We start from the raw sequence: 17,354 nt of genomic DNA on the forward strand, positions 1-17,354 counted from the left end.
CTCGTCACCCCCGTCTGCACAACGCTCCGACGGGGGCACCGGGTTGCGTTCGGGGCCGGGCGGATCGGTGGACGCAAGCATGATTGCGGAAAACCGGCACTGGCGCGACGGCTACCCGACGGTAATGATGCGTTCATGCGGTACGACGTGGTCGTCATCGGGTCCGGCTTCGGTGGCAGCGTCACCGCGCTCCGACTGGCGGAGAAGGGCTACACCGTCGGTGTGCTGGAGGCCGGCCGCCGGTTCACCGACGACGAGTTCCCGAAGACCTCCTGGGACGCCCGACGGTTCCTCTGGGCGCCCCGGCTCGGCTGCTACGGCCTGCAACGGATCACCCTGCTGCGCTCGGCCGACCGGAAGGCCGGCGGCGGGGTGATGGTGCTCTCCGGCGCCGGGGTGGGTGGCGGCTCGCTGGTCTACGCCAACACCCTCTACGAGCCGCTGGACGCCTTCTACGACGACCCGCAGTGGCGGGGTGTCACCGACTGGCGCGACGAGCTGGCCCGCCACTACGACCAGGCGAAGCGGATGCTCGGGGTCACCTCGTACCCGGTGCACACCGGGGCGGACCGGGCGATGCGGGCGGTGGCCGAGCGGATGGGGGTGGCGCACACCTTCCACGCCACCCCGGTGGGCGTGCACATCGGCCGTCCGGGGCAGCGGGTGCCCGACCCCTACTTCGGCGGCGCCGGGCCGGAGCGCACCGGGTGCACGCACTGCGGCTCGTGCATGACCGGTTGCCGGCACGGCGCGAAGAACACCCTGGTCAAGAACTACCTCTGGCTGGCCGAGCGGCTCGGCGTCGAGGTGCGTCCGCTGACCACGGTGACCGGCGTGCGGCCCGCCGCCGGCGGCGGGTACGAGGTGAGCACCGTCCGCACCGGCGCGTGGCTGCGCCGGCGACGGCAGGTGATCCACGCCGACCAGGTCGTCTTCGCCGCCGGGGCGCTCGGCACCCAGCGGCTGCTGCACGAGATGCGGGCGAGCGGGGCGCTGCCGGGTCTCTCGGCACGGCTCGGCGAGCTGACCCGGACCAACTCGGAGGCGATCCTCGGGGCGTCGGTGCCCCGCCAGCGGGCCCGGGCCGCGCGGTTGGACTTCACCGAGGGGGTGGCGATCACCAGTTCGTTCCACCCGGACCCGCAGACCCACATCGAGCCGGTCCGCTACGGCCGGGGCTCCAACGCGATGGGGCTGCTCCAGTCGCTGCTGGTCGACGGGGGACCGCACCGCGTCCGGCGCTGGCTGGGCAGCCTGCTGCGGCAGCCGGGCACGGCGGCGCGGATGCTCTCGGTGCGCGGCTGGTCGGAGCGTACGGTGATCGCTCTGGTGATGCAGTCGGTGGACAACTCGTTGACCACCCGGTTCCGGCGCGGCCCGTTCGGCCGGCGGCTGGTCTCCGGGCCGGGGCACGGCGCGCCCAACCCGACCTGGATCCCGGCCGGCAACCGGGCGGTCCGGCTGCTCGCCGAGGAGATCGGCGGCACGCCCGGCGGGGCGCTCACCGAGCCGTTCAACATCCCGATGACCGCGCACATCCTCGGCGGGGCGGTGATCGGCGCCGGCCCGGACGACGGGGTGATCGACCCCTGGCACCGGGTGTACGGCCACCCGGGGCTGCACGTGGTGGACGGCGCGGCGGTCTCGGCCAATCTCGGCGTGAACCCGTCGCTGACCATCACCGCGCAGGCGGAGCGCGCGATGTCCTTCTGGCCGAACAAGGGCGAGGAGGATCCCCGGCCGCCGCTCGGCGCGCCGTACACCCGGCTGCAGCCGGTGCCCCCGCGCCACCCGGCGGTCCCGGCGGACGCCCCGGGCGCGCTGCGCGCCTAGATCAGGGGTTTGCGGAGGATGTGGTTGATCCCGAATTCGGTCTCGCCGTCCCGGGACACCGTGCCCACCACCTCGGACGGCCCGTGCTGCGCGACGAACACCTGCCGGACGGCGGCGAGTTCGCGGAACCTGGCGGGGCTGAAGTGGTCGCACATCCGCTCGATCAGCGTGGCCGGGTAGTCGCGGCTGTTGACCTCGCGCAGGCACCGCGCGACCAGCAGCGCCACGCTCTCGGCGTCCGCGTCGCGGAACCGCCGTACCGTCACCTCGGTCATGCCGCGCCTCTCCGCGCCACCAACGGGTCGGGCCGATGCTAGGTCGCACTCGTCCGGGCCGCTGCCCGGCGGGCGGCCGCGGGCGTCGCGACGGGGACCGGACCGGTGGGTCCGGCGACCCGGGCGCGACGCGGCGCGCGGGGAGTGTGGCCCGTGCCCGGCGTCGGCGTGCCGGTGGGTAGGCTTTCTGCACATGAGCACGCCTCGCCCCGTCCTCGTGGTGGACTTCGGAGCCCAGTACGCCCAGCTCATCGCGCGCCGGGTGCGCGAGGCGAGGGTCTACTCGGAGATCGTCCCGCACTCCATGCCGGTCGCCGAGATGCTGGCGAAGGACCCGGCCGCGATCATCCTGTCCGGCGGCCCGTCCAGCGTCTACGCTCCCGACGCCCCGCAGATCGACGCCGGCGTCTTCACCGCCGACGTGCCGGTCTTCGGTATCTGCTACGGCTTCCAGGCGATGGCTCAGGCGCTCGGCGGCACGGTCGCGCGGACCGGCAACCGGGAGTACGGCGGCACGCCGCTGCGTCCCCGCCTGCTCGACCCCGGCGTCCTGCTGCGTGACCTGCCGGCCGACCTGCCGGTGTGGATGAGCCACGGCGACTGCGTGACCGAGGCCCCGGAGGGCTTCACGGTGACCGCCGAGTCGGCGGGCGCGCCGGTCGCCGCGTTCGAGGATCTGGCCGGTCGCCGCGCCGGCGTGCAGTTCCACCCGGAGGTCGGGCACACCGCGCACGGCCAGGAGATGCTCACCCGCTTCCTGTACGACATCGCGGGCATCGAGCCGACCTGGACGGCGGAGAACATCATCGACGAGCAGGTCGCCCGGATCCGGGCGCAGGTGGGCGACAAGGAGGTCATCTGCGGCCTGAGCGGCGGGGTGGACTCCGCGGTCGCCGCGGCGCTGGTGCACAAGGCGGTCGGCGACCAGCTGACCTGCGTCTTCGTCGACCACGGCCTGTTGCGGGCGGGCGAGGCCGAGCAGGTGGAGAAGGACTACGTCGCGGCCACCGGCATCAAGCTGAAGGTGGTCGACGCGCAGGAGCGGTTCCTCGGCGCGCTGGCCGGGGTCACCGACCCGGAGCAGAAGCGCAAGATCATCGGCCGGGAGTTCATCCGGGTCTTCGAGGCGGCCGCGCGGGAGGTCGCCGCGCACGGCGACGTCGAGTTCCTGGTACAGGGCACGCTCTACCCGGACGTGGTGGAGTCCGGCGGCGGCACCGGCACCGCCAACATCAAGAGTCACCACAACGTCGGCGGCCTGCCGGACGACCTGAAGTTCGCGCTGGTCGAGCCGCTGCGCACGCTCTTCAAGGACGAGGTCCGGGCGCTCGGTCTGGAGCTGGGCCTGCCCGAGGCGATGGTCTGGCGGCACCCGTTCCCCGGCCCCGGCCTGGCCATCCGGATCATCGGCGCGGTCGACCAGGAGCGGCTGGACCTGCTCCGTCGGGCCGACCTGATCGCCCGGGAGGAGCTGACCGCCGCCGGGCTGGACCGGGGGGTCTGGCAGTTCCCGGTGGTGCTCCTGGCCGACGTGCGCAGCGTCGGCGTGCAGGGTGACGGGCGCAGCTACGGGCATCCCGTGGTGCTGCGCCCGGTCTCCAGCGAGGACGCGATGACCGCCGACTGGTCCCGGCTGCCCTACGAGGTGATCGCCCGGATCTCCACCCGGATCACCAACGAGGTCGCCGAGGTCAACCGGGTGGTCCTGGACGTGACCAGCAAGCCGCCGGGCACCATCGAGTGGGAGTGACGCGGGCTCACGCGGCGGGCGGCGTCGGCGGCTGAGGCTGCGGCCGGGTCTCCGGCTGCGGCCGCAGCGGCACGGTCGGGTCCGCTGCCGTGGTGGGCGCCGGCGCCGCGGTCGTGGTGGGCCAGGTGGCGCCGGCCGGCGGCGCCGCCGGTGCCGGCCAGGCGGCCGGGGCGGCCGGGTGCGGCCAGGCGGGCGCGCCCGCCGGCTCCTCCGGCATCAGGAACCACATGATCGGGTACGCCAGCGCGGCGAGTCCGCCGGTGAGCAGGGTCGTCACCGCGAACACCACCCGGACCAGGGTGGGGTCGACGGCGAAGTAGCGGCCGAGGCCGCTGGCGACGCCGGCCACCATCCGGTCGGTGGTGGGTCGGCGGAGCTGCTTGTACGGGGCCTGGGGGGTGCTCGTCGAGGTCATGTCTCCACGGTCCGCCTCCGACGGCCGGCCGACCTCGGTGACCGCCCGGATGCCTACCCTGACCGATCCCTGATGCGCCAGCGCAGAGTCAGGAATCTGACTCTTTTCGATGTTGGCAACCGTGGCCGGGGAGAATTTGGCCCCGTGACCACCTTGCTGGAGCCGCTTCGCAAAATCGCGGCATACGCAGTTTGTGCTGACCCGGCCGGCCGGGTGTTGCTGGTCCGCGCCTCGGAGCGCTCCGGCACCCCCGGAGTGTGGTCGCTGCCCGGTGGGGCGGTCGACCACGGCGAGGACCCGCACCACACCGTCGTCCGGGAGACCGCCGCCGAGACGGGGCTCTCGGTCGCCGTCTCCGGGCTGGAGGACGTCCTCGCCGACATGCGGGCGCTGCCCGAGCGGGGCATCACCATCCACACCGACCGCCTGCTCTACCGGGTCTCCGTCCGGGGCGGCACGCTCGCCGACCGGGTCGACCGCCCGACCGACCTGGCCCGGTGGTACACCCTCGACGAGGCTCGCGAGCTGCCGCTGCGCTCGTTCACCGCCCGCGCCCTGGGCCTGCCGGCCTCCTCGGCCGACATCGTCCCGGACGAGGCCCCGGAGTTCCCCTCCTTCTACGCGGTGCCCGGCCCGGACGGCCTGCACCGCGCCCAGCGGTTCGCCGCGTACGCCGTGGTGACCGACCCCGAGGGCCGGGTGCTGCTGACCCGGGTCTCCGACGGCTACCCGGGCGCGGGCTGCTGGCACCTGCCCGGCGGGGGCACCGACTACGGTGAGCAGCCCGGCGCGGCGCTGATCCGTGAGCTGGTGGAGGAGACCGGCCAGACGGGCCGCCTGGTCGAGCTGCTCGGCGTGGCGAGTCACCGGGACGCCGCCTCGCTCGGCCCGGAGGGCTATCCGATCGACTGGCACGGGGTGCGCGCCTTCTACCGGGTGGTCGTCGACCAGCCGGCGCCGCCCACGGTCGCCGACGTCGGCGGCTCCACCTGCGAGGCGCGGTGGTTCGCCCGCGACGAGCTCACCGCGCTGCCCATCCACCGCCTCACCGAGGTCACCGCCGAGGCCGTGCAGGCCGCCCGCCTCACCTGATCCCCCCGCCCCACTCCGCCGACCATCAGGTCGACGGCCCGGCGCGCCGTGCCGGGGCCCGTTAACCTCATGATCGACGGTGACCGGGGTCGGGGCGGGGAGCGGGACACGTGGAACAGCGGCGGCGGATCGGCGCGTACGGGATCCTGCGGGACGCCGACGGGCGGGTGCTGCTGGCCCGGGGTGGGCCGTCCGGTCCGTACCCGGGGGTGTGGCAGCTGCCCGGCGGCGGCCTGGCGCACGCCGAGCACCCGGCGCACGCGGTGGTCCGCGAGTTCGCCGAGGAGACCGGCCTCGCCGTGCGGGTGACCGGGGTGCGGGCCGCGCTCGCCGACGTCGCCACCTTCCCCGGCGTCGCGGTGCACACCGACCGGCTGATCTTCGACCTCGCCGCGGACGGTGGCCGGTTGCGGCCGGAGCGCGACGGCGGCAGCGACGAGCTGGCCTGGTTCCCGCCCGCCGAGGCGGCGGCGGTGCCGCTGATGCCGTTCACCGCCGAACTGCTCGGCCTGCCCGTCGTCCCACTCCCGCCGGGCCTGCCCCGGCCGCTGCCGGCCGAGTCGACCGTCGGGCCGGTCGCCGACCGCCGGCAGCGGTTCGCCGCGTACGGCCTGGTCACCGACCCGGACGGCCGGGTGCTGCTCACCCTGATCGCGCGGGGCTATCCGGGAGCGGGCCGGTGGCACCTGCCCGGGGGTGGCACGGATCACGGGGAACAGCCGGTCAGCGGCCTGCTCCGCGAGCTGGTGGAGGAGTCCGGGCAGCTCGGCCGGGTGGGCGAGCTGTTGATGGTCGACAATCTGCACAACCCCGCCGCCCTCGGTCCGGAGGGCCGCCCGCTGGACTGGCACGCGGTGCGGGTGGTCTACCGGGTGCTGGTCGACCGGCCGGGCGACCCGATGGTGACCGAGCAGGCCGGGGGATCGACCGAACGGGCGGCCTGGTTCACACCGTCCCAGGTCAGCGCGCTGCGCGTGACCGAGGTCGCGGCCCTGGCAACGGGACGTGCGGTCAGATAGCACACGCACGCCGGGCCGATACTGGCGACCTCCGGTACAGTCGGAAATAGGGGTTGGCGAAGAGAACGGGCGATGATGCCCGGGATGGGAATAAGAGAGCGCTTCGTGCGGTTATAGGCAGATAGAAGTACCGCCGGCAGCTATCGCCAACCACCACCCCGCTGTGCAATGGTGTACTCCGCTTAAACGGCTGCCGGGCCACGAGCGGTCCGGCACGAGACAGCCGGACACCCGCCCCCGAGGGCGGCCAGCCGATCCGGTGATGGAGGAAACGTGCCGAGAGCCCCATGGCGCCGGCGTCGTACGACTGACAGTCCGCGCCCCGCAGGGCGTCGCTGGGCGGGCCGGTTGCGCCGCAGCAGCACCTTCGCCCGCCAGGTACTGCTGGTCCGGGTGGGACGCCGCGACGGCGACCCGCGTGCCGACGCCGACCTGGTGTTCCCCGAGCGTCTGGAGGACACGCCGCGCCGCCACTACGGCTTCGACCGGGCCGGCCGCGCCGGCCGGGCCGACCTCGAGGCCGTCATGCCGGTCAGCCCGGCGCTGGCCCCGAGCTCGCCGGTCGACGACCCGCAGGCGATCTCCATCCCGCTGCTGCCGGGCGAGCGCACCGCCGCCCGCCGGATGAAGTTCGCGCTGGTCAACGCCTGCACCCTGGCCAGCCTGATGCTCGGCATCAACGCCATCTTCATCGCCATGGCCGGCGATGCCCGGCTGGCCGCGATCCTGCTCATCGCCTGCGTGGTCTTCGACGGCCTGGACGGCGCGCTCGCCCGCAAGCTCGGGGTGGCCAGCCCGTTCGGCGCCCAGATGGACTCGCTCGCCGACATGTGCTCGTTCGGCCTGGCCGCGCCGGTGGTGGTCTACGCCTCGCTGGCCGGGTCGGCACCCACCGGGGCCGCCGCCGTGGCCGCCGCCCTCGTCGCGGCCTGCGCCGCGATCCGGCTCGCCCGGTTCAACGTCTCGCCGAAGGACGGCCGGTTCTTCTGCGGCGTACCGACCACGATGGCGGCGGCGGTGCTCGCCCTGACGGTCGCCATCGGGCTGCCGCTACCGGCCGTCGTGCAGATCGCCGGGGTGGCCCTGCTGGCCTTCGCCATGGTGTCCAGCTTCCCGTACGCGAAGCTGGCCCGGCTGGTCAAGCTGCCGCCGTGGGTGTGGTTGGCCCCGGTGATCGGCGCGCTGGTCGACATCCGGCTCACCTTCGCCCTGGTGGTGGTGGGCTACCTGGTCAGCGGTCCGCTGCTCTGGCTGCACCAGCGCCGCACCGCCTGACCCACCCGCACGTACGCAGAAGGGGCGCCGCGACCGCGGCGCCCCTTCTCGCGTCGGTGGTCAGCGCCAGCGGGCGATGACCGTGGCCCCGCCGACGACCTTGTCGCCCGGCCCGACCAGCGGCTCGGCGGCGTCGACCGGCAGGTAGACGTCGGTGCGCGAGCCGAACCGGATCAGGCCGAAGCGCTCGCCCCGGGCCAGCAGCGCCCCGATCGGCGCCCGCTGGACGATCCGCCGGGCGATCAGGCCGGTCCGCTGCGCCACCACGACCGTGCCGTGCTCGGTGTCCAGCACCGTGTACGCGGCCACGTTGTGCTCGGCGTCCGGCTTCATCGCGTTGACGAAGCCACCGTCGGCGACGAAGTAGTCGACCACCTTGCCGGCCACCGGCGCCCGGTTGACGTGCACGTCCAGCACCGACAGGAAGACCGCGATCCGCAGCCACTCGCCGGCGCCGAAGCGCTCGTCGTGCAGCCGCTGCACGGAGAGCACCCGGCCGTCCGCGGCGGCGACCACGGCCGACGGGTCCTCCGGCACGTCCCGCTCCGGGTCGCGGAAGAACGCGGCCACCGGGCCGGCGGCCAGCGCCGGCAGCAGCCAGAGCTTCGACTTGGGCCGGGCCACCCGGGCGACCGCGGCCAGCCCGAGGGCGATGCCGGCCGCCGCCACGCCGTTGGAGTCGATGTGCATGCTGCGGGTCAGCGGGACGCTGGACGGCCGGTGGGCCGGGGCGAGCCGGGCGGCCGACGCCGCGTCGGCCGGGGTGAACCGGAGGTGGTGCACCCGGACCGGCGGCTGGTTGCGCAGCACCAGGTCGTTGCGGACCCCGTGCAGGATGCCCTGCCGGTCCAGCTCGGCGGCGGCGCCGTCGGTGCGGAAGACCGGTGCGGCCACGCTCAGCACCGCACCGTCGCCGAGGTACTTGGCCAGGCCGTCGACGGCGGTGCGGGTCTCCTCGGCGGTGCCGGTGAACGGCTCGGCGGCGATGACCACCTCGGCGGTGTCGGCCTCGGCGAGGGAGTCGACGACGCGGACCCGGTCGGCGACCCAGCGGCCCTGCGCCGCCACGTGCTCGCGCAGCACGCCGGCGTCGGCCGTCCCGGCCGGCACGACGGTGAGCCGGTCACCGGGGAGCAGCGCGTCGATCGCCGCGGCCAGCACCGCGGACTCCGGCGACGCGCCGACCAGGAGGGCGCCCTTCGGGTCGTTGCGCCGGGCGAGTTCGGCGACGAGGGTACGGGCGGCGCGCTCGCCGAGGCGGACCGGACCGGACCGGCCCGAGGTGCGCACGGCGGGGGACTGGGTCATGTCGGGCGGGCTCCTGACGGGGTAGAGGCGGGACCGCCACGGCGACCTGGCCGCCGGCCCCGGGTCGGGGCCCGGCTACCGGAGCGGCCGTGACCGGTGCCGACGGCCCGGCCGGCCGAGGCGGGATCTGCACGGCCAGCATACGAGTCCGCGCCGGAGGTGCGCACCGCCGCGGTCACGCCGGTCGCCGGTGCTCGCCGGTCACCGGCTGCCCCGGACGTCACCGGCCCGGCCGGTGGGGTCGCCGCGGTCCGCCACGGGCTCGTCCTCCGGGTACCGGTAGCGGGCGTCCGCCGGACGGTCCTCGACCGCCTCGGACGGCCGGTCGCCGACCGCCTCCGGGGGGCACTCGTCCGCCTCACCCGTCGGCCGGTACGGGGTCTCCTCGCCGGTTTGGGGCTCGTCGTCGGTCCGGCGCTCCTCGGCCGGTCCCCAGACGGGGGCGAGGGAGCTCTCCGGGCCCTCGAAGTGGACCTCGGGCGCGTCCAGGGCGTGGAACCGGTGGGTGTCCGGGTGCTGGTCGTCCAGCGGGGCGGGCCAGCCGACGGCGGGGTCCGGGGCGTCGGCGGAGCCGCGGTCGTCCCGGTCCGGGCCACCCGGGGCCGGTCCGCGGCCGGCGGTGGGGTCGGCGTGCCGGCCCCAGCGCAGCGCCCCCACCAGGCCGAGCAGCCCGATCAGGAGCAGCCCCCCGGCCAGGAACCAGCCGACCGGCGGCAGGGCGAGCCCGAGCATCCGGGCGAGCAGCCACCAGACGGAGAGCCCGACGAAGATCAGGCCGAAGGCGAGCGAGACGAGATCCGTGCGGTGCGGCTTCACCGGGTCACCTCCAGGTTGCCGCCGTTGACCTGGACGGAGAGGCGCAGCTTGCCGCCGCCGGCACCGTCCGGGCCGAGGTCGGTGACCTCCCGGGTGGGGCCGTCCAGGCCGCCGGAGCGCCGGCCGAAGACGGTGGCGTCCCCGGCGTTGACGTCGGAGACCGCCGTGACGTCGACGTTCGGCGGCACCACCACGGTCGCCTCACCAAAGTTGATCACCACGGAGATCTGGGTGTCCCGTCCGTCGAAGTTCACCGCGCGCAGGTCGAGCGTGGCGTCGCCGAAGCTGTTCTCGTACCGGACGGCGACCTCCCGGTGGTCGGTGGGCGCCCAGGTGACGTTGCCGTCCACCCCGCGGATCCGGTCGTAGGACTCGTCCAGTGTGGCGATCCCGAGCGCGGCCGCGGTCACCAGGCCCAGCGCGATCAGCCAGCGGGCCCGGCCGAACCAGGTGCCGACCAGCAGCCCGAGGCCGATGGTGGCCAGCGCCGCCGCGAAGTAGCCGGCCGCGCCGACCGGGAAGACGTCCAGCAGGTCGAGGATCGCCACCACGCCCAGGGCCAGGAAGATCAGGGAGAAGGTCGCCGCGCCGAGCGCGGACCGCTCGCGCGGCCGCTTCGGGCGCTTGACCGGCGGCGGTGGCGGCGGGGGCGGCGGAGGCGAGGCGGCGTACGGCCCGCGCGGCGCGAACGGCGCCCGGTAGCCGCCGGCCGCCGGCGCCGCGACCGGCGGCACCAAGGGTACGGAAAGCGGTGCGCCCGTCGTCGCCTGCGCTCCGACGGTGGCCGGCCAGACCGGCGCCGGGGCGGACGGCCGGTCCGCCGGGGCGGGGAGGCCGGTCGGCGCCGGGGACCACGCGGGCAGCTCGGCGGTGCGGTCCAGTGGCGCCGGGACGGGCAGCGGGGCGACGGCCGGCGGGACCGGGTCGGGCGCGGGCGCGAAGAGGCCGGGTGCCGGGTAGCTGACCGGCGGCACCGGGCCGGGCGGGGTGGCCGCCGGGGCCGGCGGGCCGCCGTCCGGGGCCGGCACGCCGCCGGGCCGGCCGTCCCGGTTGAGCAGGAGCGCGCCGCCGATGAGGATCGCCGTGCCGAGCAGGACGGCCCGGAACGCGTCCGTGACGATGTAGCCGAAGCTGACCGCGACCAGGATGCTCAGCACGATCACGGTGACCGGGGACATGCTGGACCGCCCCCGGCCGAGCATCGACTCCACCGGTGAGGCGCTGTCGCCCTCGCCCGGGATGACCAGCCAGGCGGCGACGTAGACCAGGATGCCCACCCCGCCGAAGAAGCCGAGCACGGCGAGGATCACCCGCCACAGCACCGGGTCGGTGTTGGTGGCCCGGCCGATGGCGGCGCAGACGCCGGCCAGGTAGCGGCCGTCGCGGGGACGGACCAGGCCGTACCGTGAGGTGAAGCTGGCCCCGCCGGACGGTGCTGGGGCGGCGTACCCCCCGGGTGGCGGCGGCGCGGCGTCGCCACCGGCGGGCGACGCCGACCAGGCCGGGCCGGCGGGGGCGGGCGGTGGCCCGGCCGACCCGCCCGCGCCGGGGCGGTGCGGCTGGGCAGCTTCCTCGGTCATGCCTCGATCCTGCTGCGTCGTCCGCCCGAGCGTCCTCAGGACCCGACCCTGACCCCACCCTGAGATCCGCCGGGGACGAATGTCGGGGGCGTCCCCGTGGTCGGGGACGCGGGCCGCGTGTGACGATCGGACCCGACGCCGGTACGCACCGGTGCCGTCCACCCCACCCTCCGTGACAGGGGAGCCGACATCAGCACCGTGATCCAGCCGCCCCGCCTCTACCGGGCGCCCGAGCGGCGGCTGGCCGCCGGCGTGGCGGCCGGCATCGCGGACCACCTCGGCATCTCGGTGCTGCGGGTACGGGTCGCCTTCATGGTCCTGCTCGGGCTCAGCGGGTTGGGGCTGCTGCTCTACGCCGCCTTCTGGGCGGTGGTCCCGCTGCGCCCCGGTGACACCACCGTGCCGCCCCGGCGGGACCTCGGCCAGCTGCTGCCCTTCGTGGCGATAGGGCTGGGCGTGCTGCTGCTCCAGGTGCTGGTCTTCGACTCGGTGGGCGCGGCGGGCACCGCCGGCTGGCTGGTGGCGATCATCGCGGTGGGCGCCGGGGTGATCTGGCACCAGTCCGCGCCGGAGCGCCGCCGGCAGTGGGGCGACTCGATGCCGGTGCCGTGGCTGGGCGCAGTGGTGGAGGAGAGCGACCGCCGGGCGTTCGTGCTCCGCTTCGTCGGCGGCGGGGTGCTGGTCGCGGTCGGCATCATCGGTGTCGCGGCGGTCTACTCGCCGGTGCAGAACTTCGACGCCGTGGTCAACGGCGTGATCTTCGCGCTGGTCGGCCTGGCCGGGGTCGGCGTGGTGGCCGCCCCGGTGGTGTGGCGGACGTACAACCAGCTCCGCTCGGAGCGGGAGGGGCGGATCCGGGAGCAGGAGCGCGCCGAACTGGCGGCGATGGTGCACGACCAGGTGCTGCACACCCTCGCCCTGATCCAGCGCAACGCCACCGACGTCAAGACGGTGCAGCGGTTGGCGCGGGGGCAGGAGCGGTCGCTGCGCAACTGGCTCTACAAGCCCACCGCCTCGCCGACCGAGCGCTTCGCCGCCGCGCTGGAGCAGGCCGCCGCCGAGGTGGAGGACACCTTCGCGATCACCGTCGAGGCGGTGGTGGTGGGAGACCGGGAGACCGACGAGCGGGTCGGGGCCCTGGTGGCGGCGGCCCGGGAGGCCCTGGTGAACGCCGCCCGGCACGCCGGGGTGCAGACCGTGTCGCTCTACGCCGAGGTGGAGCCGGAGCAGGTGAGCGTCTTCGTCCGGGACCGGGGCAAGGGCTTCGACCCGGATACGGTGGAGGATCACCGGCACGGCGTCCGCGGGTCGATCGTCGGGCGGATGAAGCGGCACGGCGGTCGGGCCGAGATCCGGTCCGGGCCGGGGGAGGGGACCGAGGTCCGGCTGATCCTGCCGATCACCGGCAACGGTTCCACGGCGGAGAGGGACAGATGATGGCGGAGCAGTCGATGGAACCGGTGGCGGAGGCGGGCGCGCGGAGCGGGCAGCTGCGGGTGTTCCTCGTCGACGACCACGCCATGTTCCGGGCCGGCGTCCGGGCCGAGCTGGGCGCGCACGTCGAGGTGGTCGGGGAGGCCAGCACGGTGGCCGAGGCGGTCAGCCGGATCGCCGCGACCGGGCCGGACGTGGTGCTGCTCGACGTGCACATGCCCGACGGCGGTGGGCGGGCGGTGCTGGACGCGATGCGGCGTACCCACCCGCAGGTCAAGTTCCTGGCGCTCAGCGTCTCGGACGCGGCCGAGGACGTGATCGGGCTGATCCGGGCCGGGGCCCGCGGGTACGTCACCAAGACCATTTCCCCGGACGAGCTGACCGCCGCGATCCGTCGGGTCGCCGACGGGGACGCCGTGTTCAGCCCGCGGCTGGCCGGGTTCGTGCTGGACGCCTTCGCGGCCCGCCCGGACGCCCCGGTCGCCGACCCGGAGCTGGACCAGCTCACCAACCGGGAGCGGGAGGTGCTGCGCCTGCTGGCCCGCGGGTACGCGTACAAGGAAATCGCCAAGGAGCTGTTCATCTCGATCAAGACGGTCGAGACGCACGTGTCGAACGTGCTGCGCAAGCTCCAGATGTCCAATCGGTACGAGTTGTCCCGCTGGGCGGCGGACCGGCGCCTGGTCTGAGTCCGCCGCAATCCGGACGCAAGGCCTGACAGACCCCAGGGGCTGACAAGAGATCAGTTCGTGTCGCATAATGCCCCGTCGCGTTCCCGCGAGCGGGTGGTGCGAAACCCCGCGGGAACGGCGACTGATGCCGGCCCGCCGGGAGCGGGCCCACCCCTGGGGAGAGGTGCACGAATCTGATGTTCGGACAACGTGGACGGCGCTGGGCGGGGATCGCCACGGCGCTGGTCGCCGGTGGCGCGATGGTGCTCGGGACGGCCGCTCCGGCCGCCGCCGAGGAGCCGACGAAGGGCGTCGCGCGGGCGGTGGAGGGCACCGGCGTGGTGTTGAAGCTGGCCGGGAAGACGCTGCCCACCTCCGCGCTGGCGCTGGAGCTGAAGGACGGCACCGTGCCGGTCTTCTGCATCGACTTCCACACCCCGGTGGCGCGCAACGGTGAGTACACCGAGGGCACCTGGGGCCAGTCGGAGGTGAAGAACCTCGGCCGGGTGCAGTGGGTGCTCACCCACGGCTACCCGAACGCCGAGCGCGCCGAGCTGCTGGCCCGGGCCGGGGTCACCCTGCCGGACGGGTTGGCGGAGAAGCGCCGGGACACCCTGCTCTACTTCGGCACCCAGACCGCCGTCTGGCACTTCAGCGACGGCGTCGAGCTGGGCGACTGGGAGCAGGGCCTGACCACGGCCGCCGAGTACGAGGTGATCGAGAAGATCCACGACTACCTGGTGAAGAACGCGACCGACCAGCCGGAGCCGAAGGCCGAGCTGACCCTCGACCCGGCGGCCGGCGCGAGCGCCACCGCCGGCGGCCGGGCCGGCCCCTTCACGGTCAAGGGCCCGGCGGGCGACATCGCGGTGCGGGTCTCCGGCGGCAGCGCCGTCGACGCCGAGGGCAAGCCGGTCACCACGACCACCAACGGTGCGCGGTTCTGGCTGACCTCCGCCGACGCCGGCAAGGTCACCGTGACTGTTTCCGCCCAGGATTCGGTCTCCTTCGGCCGGGTCTTCCTCTTCTCCGGCGGCAAGGACGCCAAGCAGAAGCTGATCCTCGGTGGCAGCGCCGGGTCCACCGTGACCGCCAGGGCCGCCGCCGACTTCGCCGCCGCCCCGACCACCCCGGCGGCCACCCCGTCGACCCCGTCGGCGTCCCCGTCGCCGGCCACGCCGGTCGAGTCGGCCTCGCCGTCGACCCCGGTCGAGAGCCCGGCGCCGTCCACCTCGCCGGCGAGCAGCGGCGGTGGCCTGCCGCTGACCGGTTCGCCGATCGCCGCCGCCGCCCTGGCCGGGGTGGCGCTGCTCGCCTTCGGCGCGGTCGCCGTGCTCCTGGTCCGCCGCCGTCGGGTGCGCTTCACCGCCTGACCCGTTCGTCCCGGCTCCGGCCCCGGCACCCGCGCGGTGCCGGGGCCGGCTGCGTCGGTGGGATCGGAGCGGGGTGTCCGGCCCGGATCAGGCCGGTGGTCGTCCCGCCCGGAGGATCCGCGTGGGTTGCCGGCGTCGTCCCTGGTGAGAATCAGGTACCGGACCTCGGCGCTCTCCTCCACCCGGCCGGCGATGGTGCCCGCGCAGCCGAGACCGGCATCCTCCGGATGGGCGAAAACGGCCGCCGCCCGGTGGACGTCCCGGGGTGCCCGGAACGGCGGCGGGTGAGCCCGCCGGACCTCGCGCCGGGGTGACGAGTCGATGTGGCGATGTACTGTCGTACCTGCTCAGAGCGGTGCGACCGGGGCACTTCATGATCTTTTCTCAAGTATCGGCGACGTGGCGACCAACTAACGTCTTGATAACGGCACCTTCACGGAACCGGCCGATCAGTGTCACAGTGGCAGCACCTCACCCTTGGCGCGAGGCACCCCGCATGTTCCGCCGACCACGACGTCGCTTCTGAGAGCGGCCCGTGGTGGTCGAGCCTGCGTGGCGTCCCGCGCGAGGGGTGCGGCCGCCCGGCGAATCGGCACCCCAGGGGTGTCCCGATCTCTCTGCGGTGAAACCGGTGATCCGTGTCACAGGAGCACCGGAGGCGTCACCCCCATACGTGCGTGAAACCCACGACGGTTCCAGGTTCAGAAAGAGGAGGCCCCTCGGAATGAGAGTCTCGAAGCGGGCGACCGGCGCCCTCGCGGTCGGCGTTGCCGCCGCGCTGGTCGCCACCGGTTGCTCGAGCAGCGAGGGTGGCGACGGCGACGCCGCCGCGACCAAGGACGGCGCGATCACCGTTCACGGTGTCCAGCCGGAGAACCCGCTGGTGCCGGCGAACACCACCGAGACCGGTGGCGGCAAGATCATCGACACCCTGTGGACCGGTCTGGTCGAGTACCCGAACGACGGTGGGGCCCCGCGCAACGCGCTGGCCGAGTCCATCGAGACCAAGGACTCGAAGGTCTTCACCATCAAGATCAAGAAGGGTACCAAGTTCCACGACGGTACCGAGGTGAAGGCGAAGAACTTCGTCGACGCCTGGAACTGGGCCGCCTACACGCCGAGCGGCGCCGCGAACGGCAGCTTCTTCTCCGACATCGCCGGCTACGCCGACGTCACCTCCGAGGACCCGGACGCCGACGGCCCGCAGAAGGCTCCGGAGCCGAAGGCCAAGACGATGTCCGGCCTGAAGGTCGTCGACGAGCAGACCTTCGAGGTCACCCTCTCCGCGCCGACCGCGGTCTTCCCGACCAAGCTCGGCTACAGCGCCTTCATGCCGCTGCCGGACGCGTTCTTCACCCAGACGCCCGCGGACTTCGGCAAGAAGCCGATCGGCAACGGCCCGGTGAAGTTCGTGGCTTGGGAGGACAACGTCCAGATCAAGCTCACCCGCTTCGAGGACTACAGCCTGCGCGACAAGGTGAAGGTCAAGGACGTCACCTTCAAGCTCTACCAGAGCGAGGACGCGGCCTACGCCGACCTGCTCTCGAACAACCTGGACTTCATGGAGGTCCTCCCCACCGCGGCGCTGGCCGGCGACAAGTGGAAGACGGACCTGGGCGAGCGCGCCCGCTCGACGGTCACCCCGACGACGGCCTTCATCGCCTTCCCGATCTACGACAAGCGCTTCCAGAACCCGAAGCTGCGCAAGGCCGTGTCGCTGTCGATCAACCGGCAGGACATCTCGGACAAGATCTTCTTCGGCACCCGCAAGCCGGCTGACAGCTGGGCCAACCCGCTGACCCCGGGCGCGCCGGCCGGCAACTGCACCGTCTGCAAGTTCGACCCCACGCAGGCCAAGCAGCTGCTCCAGGAGGCCGGTGGCTTCCAGGGCGAGATGGTCTTCTACTACAACGCCGACTCCAGCCACAAGGACTGGATGGAGGCCGTCGCGCAGCAGGTCAAGACCAACCTCGGCATCCAGGCTCGCGCCGAGGGCGTGCCGACCTTCGCGGTCTTCCGCCAGAACATCAACGCCCACAAGATGACCGGTCCGTACCGTGCCGCCTGGCAGCAGGACTACCCGGACGTCGAGAACTGGGTGAACCCGCTCTACGTCAAGAACGGCTCCTCGAACGACGGTCTGTACAGCAACCCCGAGGTCGACGCCATGGCCAAGGCCGCCAGCGGCGCCCCGAGCCTCGAGGCCTCGCACCAGCAGTTCGCCGAGGTCCTCAAGAAGGTCGACGCCGACGTGCCGACCATTCCGGTCTACTTCTACGGACAGCAGTCCGGCTTCTCGGAGAAGATCAAGAAGCTTGAGCTGACCAACGTCGGCGAGCTGGACCTCTCCTCGGTCGAGCTCTGATCCGTACGATCTGACCCCGGGTCGGGCTCGCCACATCCGGTGGGCCCGACCCGGGGCCGTTCCGCGAGCGGGTGCTACAACATCCTCCCTCGCACTTGTCTCCATCGTGTCGGCCGTCCGACGCGCCCCCTGTCTGGAGGACCACCCC

General features: G+C 73.9%; 12 protein-coding genes and 2 pseudogenes. 9 read left to right on the forward strand and 5 right to left on the reverse strand.

Features of this window, described 5'->3' with window-relative positions; translation table 11 throughout:
- Window positions 1-135 precede the first annotated feature (135 nt).
- Window positions 136-1,833, forward strand: coding sequence for an FAD-dependent oxidoreductase (locus AC5L3Z_RS01780; RefSeq protein WP_494838966.1), 1,698 nt, complete (start codon window positions 136-138; stop codon window positions 1,831-1,833).
- On the opposite strand, the gene AC5L3Z_RS01785 is transcribed toward AC5L3Z_RS01780, so the two are convergent.
- Window positions 1,830-2,108, reverse strand: a complete 279-nt coding sequence (locus tag AC5L3Z_RS01785) for a hypothetical protein (protein ID WP_494838967.1) — start codon at window positions 2,106-2,108, stop codon at window positions 1,830-1,832. The genes AC5L3Z_RS01780 and AC5L3Z_RS01785 overlap by 4 nt on opposite strands.
- Before the next feature lie 193 nt (window positions 2,109-2,301).
- On the opposite strand from AC5L3Z_RS01785, the gene guaA reads away from it, so the two are divergent.
- Window positions 2,302-3,858: a glutamine-hydrolyzing GMP synthase gene (guaA, locus tag AC5L3Z_RS01790; protein ID WP_494838969.1), complete on the forward strand. Its 1,557-nt coding sequence runs from the start codon at window positions 2,302-2,304 to the stop codon at window positions 3,856-3,858.
- A gap of 130 nt (window positions 3,859-3,988) precedes the next feature.
- Here the strand turns inward: guaA and AC5L3Z_RS01795 are convergent.
- Window positions 3,989-4,273 (reverse strand): annotated as a pseudogene (locus AC5L3Z_RS01795) (PspC domain-containing protein); the annotation flags it as partial.
- Window positions 4,274-4,417: 144 nt separating this feature from the next.
- Between AC5L3Z_RS01795 and AC5L3Z_RS01800 the strand changes: the two are divergent.
- The 3 genes from AC5L3Z_RS01800 (at window position 4,418) to AC5L3Z_RS01810 (ending at window position 7,659) form a co-directional block, all read left to right on the forward strand.
- The gene (locus AC5L3Z_RS01800; protein WP_494838971.1) at window positions 4,418-5,365 is read left to right on the forward strand and encodes an NUDIX hydrolase; all 948 of its coding nucleotides are present in this window, start codon (window positions 4,418-4,420) and stop codon (window positions 5,363-5,365) included.
- A 110-nt stretch (window positions 5,366-5,475) separates the two neighbouring features.
- Window positions 5,476-6,384 carry an NUDIX hydrolase gene (locus AC5L3Z_RS01805; RefSeq protein ID WP_494838972.1) on the forward strand — a complete coding sequence of 303 codons (909 nt, stop codon included), beginning with the start codon at window positions 5,476-5,478 and terminating at the stop codon, window positions 6,382-6,384.
- A gap of 348 nt (window positions 6,385-6,732) precedes the next feature.
- Window positions 6,733-7,659: a CDP-alcohol phosphatidyltransferase family protein gene (locus AC5L3Z_RS01810; protein ID WP_494838974.1), complete on the forward strand. Its 927-nt coding sequence runs from the start codon at window positions 6,733-6,735 to the stop codon at window positions 7,657-7,659.
- 60 nt (window positions 7,660-7,719) lie between these two features.
- Here AC5L3Z_RS01810 and AC5L3Z_RS01815 read toward each other — a convergent pair whose 3' ends face one another.
- The 3 genes and pseudogenes from AC5L3Z_RS01815 to AC5L3Z_RS01825 form a co-directional block, all read right to left on the reverse strand.
- A complete protein-coding gene (locus AC5L3Z_RS01815; RefSeq protein WP_494838975.1) occupies window positions 7,720-8,967 on the reverse strand; it encodes a phosphatidylserine decarboxylase in 1,248 nt (415 codons plus the stop codon).
- Window positions 8,968-9,549: 582 nt separating this feature from the next.
- Window positions 9,550-9,783: pseudogene (locus tag AC5L3Z_RS01820) on the reverse strand (hypothetical protein); the annotation flags it as partial.
- On the reverse strand, window positions 9,780-11,363 hold the full coding sequence (locus AC5L3Z_RS01825) for a PspC domain-containing protein (RefSeq protein WP_494838977.1): 1,584 nt from the start codon (window positions 11,361-11,363) through the stop codon (window positions 9,780-9,782). The gene AC5L3Z_RS01825 and the pseudogene AC5L3Z_RS01820, both read right to left, overlap by 4 nt.
- 198 nt (window positions 11,364-11,561) lie before the next feature.
- Here AC5L3Z_RS01825 and AC5L3Z_RS01830 point away from each other — a divergent pair, with 198 nt between their 5' ends.
- The 4 genes from AC5L3Z_RS01830 (at window position 11,562) to AC5L3Z_RS01845 (ending at window position 17,206) form a co-directional block, all read left to right on the forward strand.
- A complete protein-coding gene (locus tag AC5L3Z_RS01830; protein WP_494838978.1) occupies window positions 11,562-12,800 on the forward strand; it encodes a PspC domain-containing protein in 1,239 nt (412 codons plus the stop codon).
- Window positions 12,800-13,486: a response regulator gene (locus tag AC5L3Z_RS01835; protein WP_494838980.1), complete on the forward strand. Its 687-nt coding sequence runs from the start codon at window positions 12,800-12,802 to the stop codon at window positions 13,484-13,486. The genes AC5L3Z_RS01830 and AC5L3Z_RS01835 overlap by 1 nt, the downstream gene beginning before the upstream one ends.
- Before the next feature lie 179 nt (window positions 13,487-13,665).
- Window positions 13,666-14,841 carry a thioester domain-containing protein gene (locus AC5L3Z_RS01840; protein WP_494838981.1) on the forward strand — a complete coding sequence of 392 codons (1,176 nt, stop codon included), beginning with the start codon at window positions 13,666-13,668 and terminating at the stop codon, window positions 14,839-14,841.
- 724 nt (window positions 14,842-15,565) lie between these two features.
- Entirely contained in the window at window positions 15,566-17,206 is a 1,641-nt protein-coding gene (locus tag AC5L3Z_RS01845; protein WP_494838982.1) for a peptide ABC transporter substrate-binding protein, read from the forward strand.
- The last annotated feature ends 148 nt before the right edge of the window (window positions 17,207-17,354 follow it).

It is taken from the genome of Micromonospora sp. LZ37, from assembly GCF_059359015.1.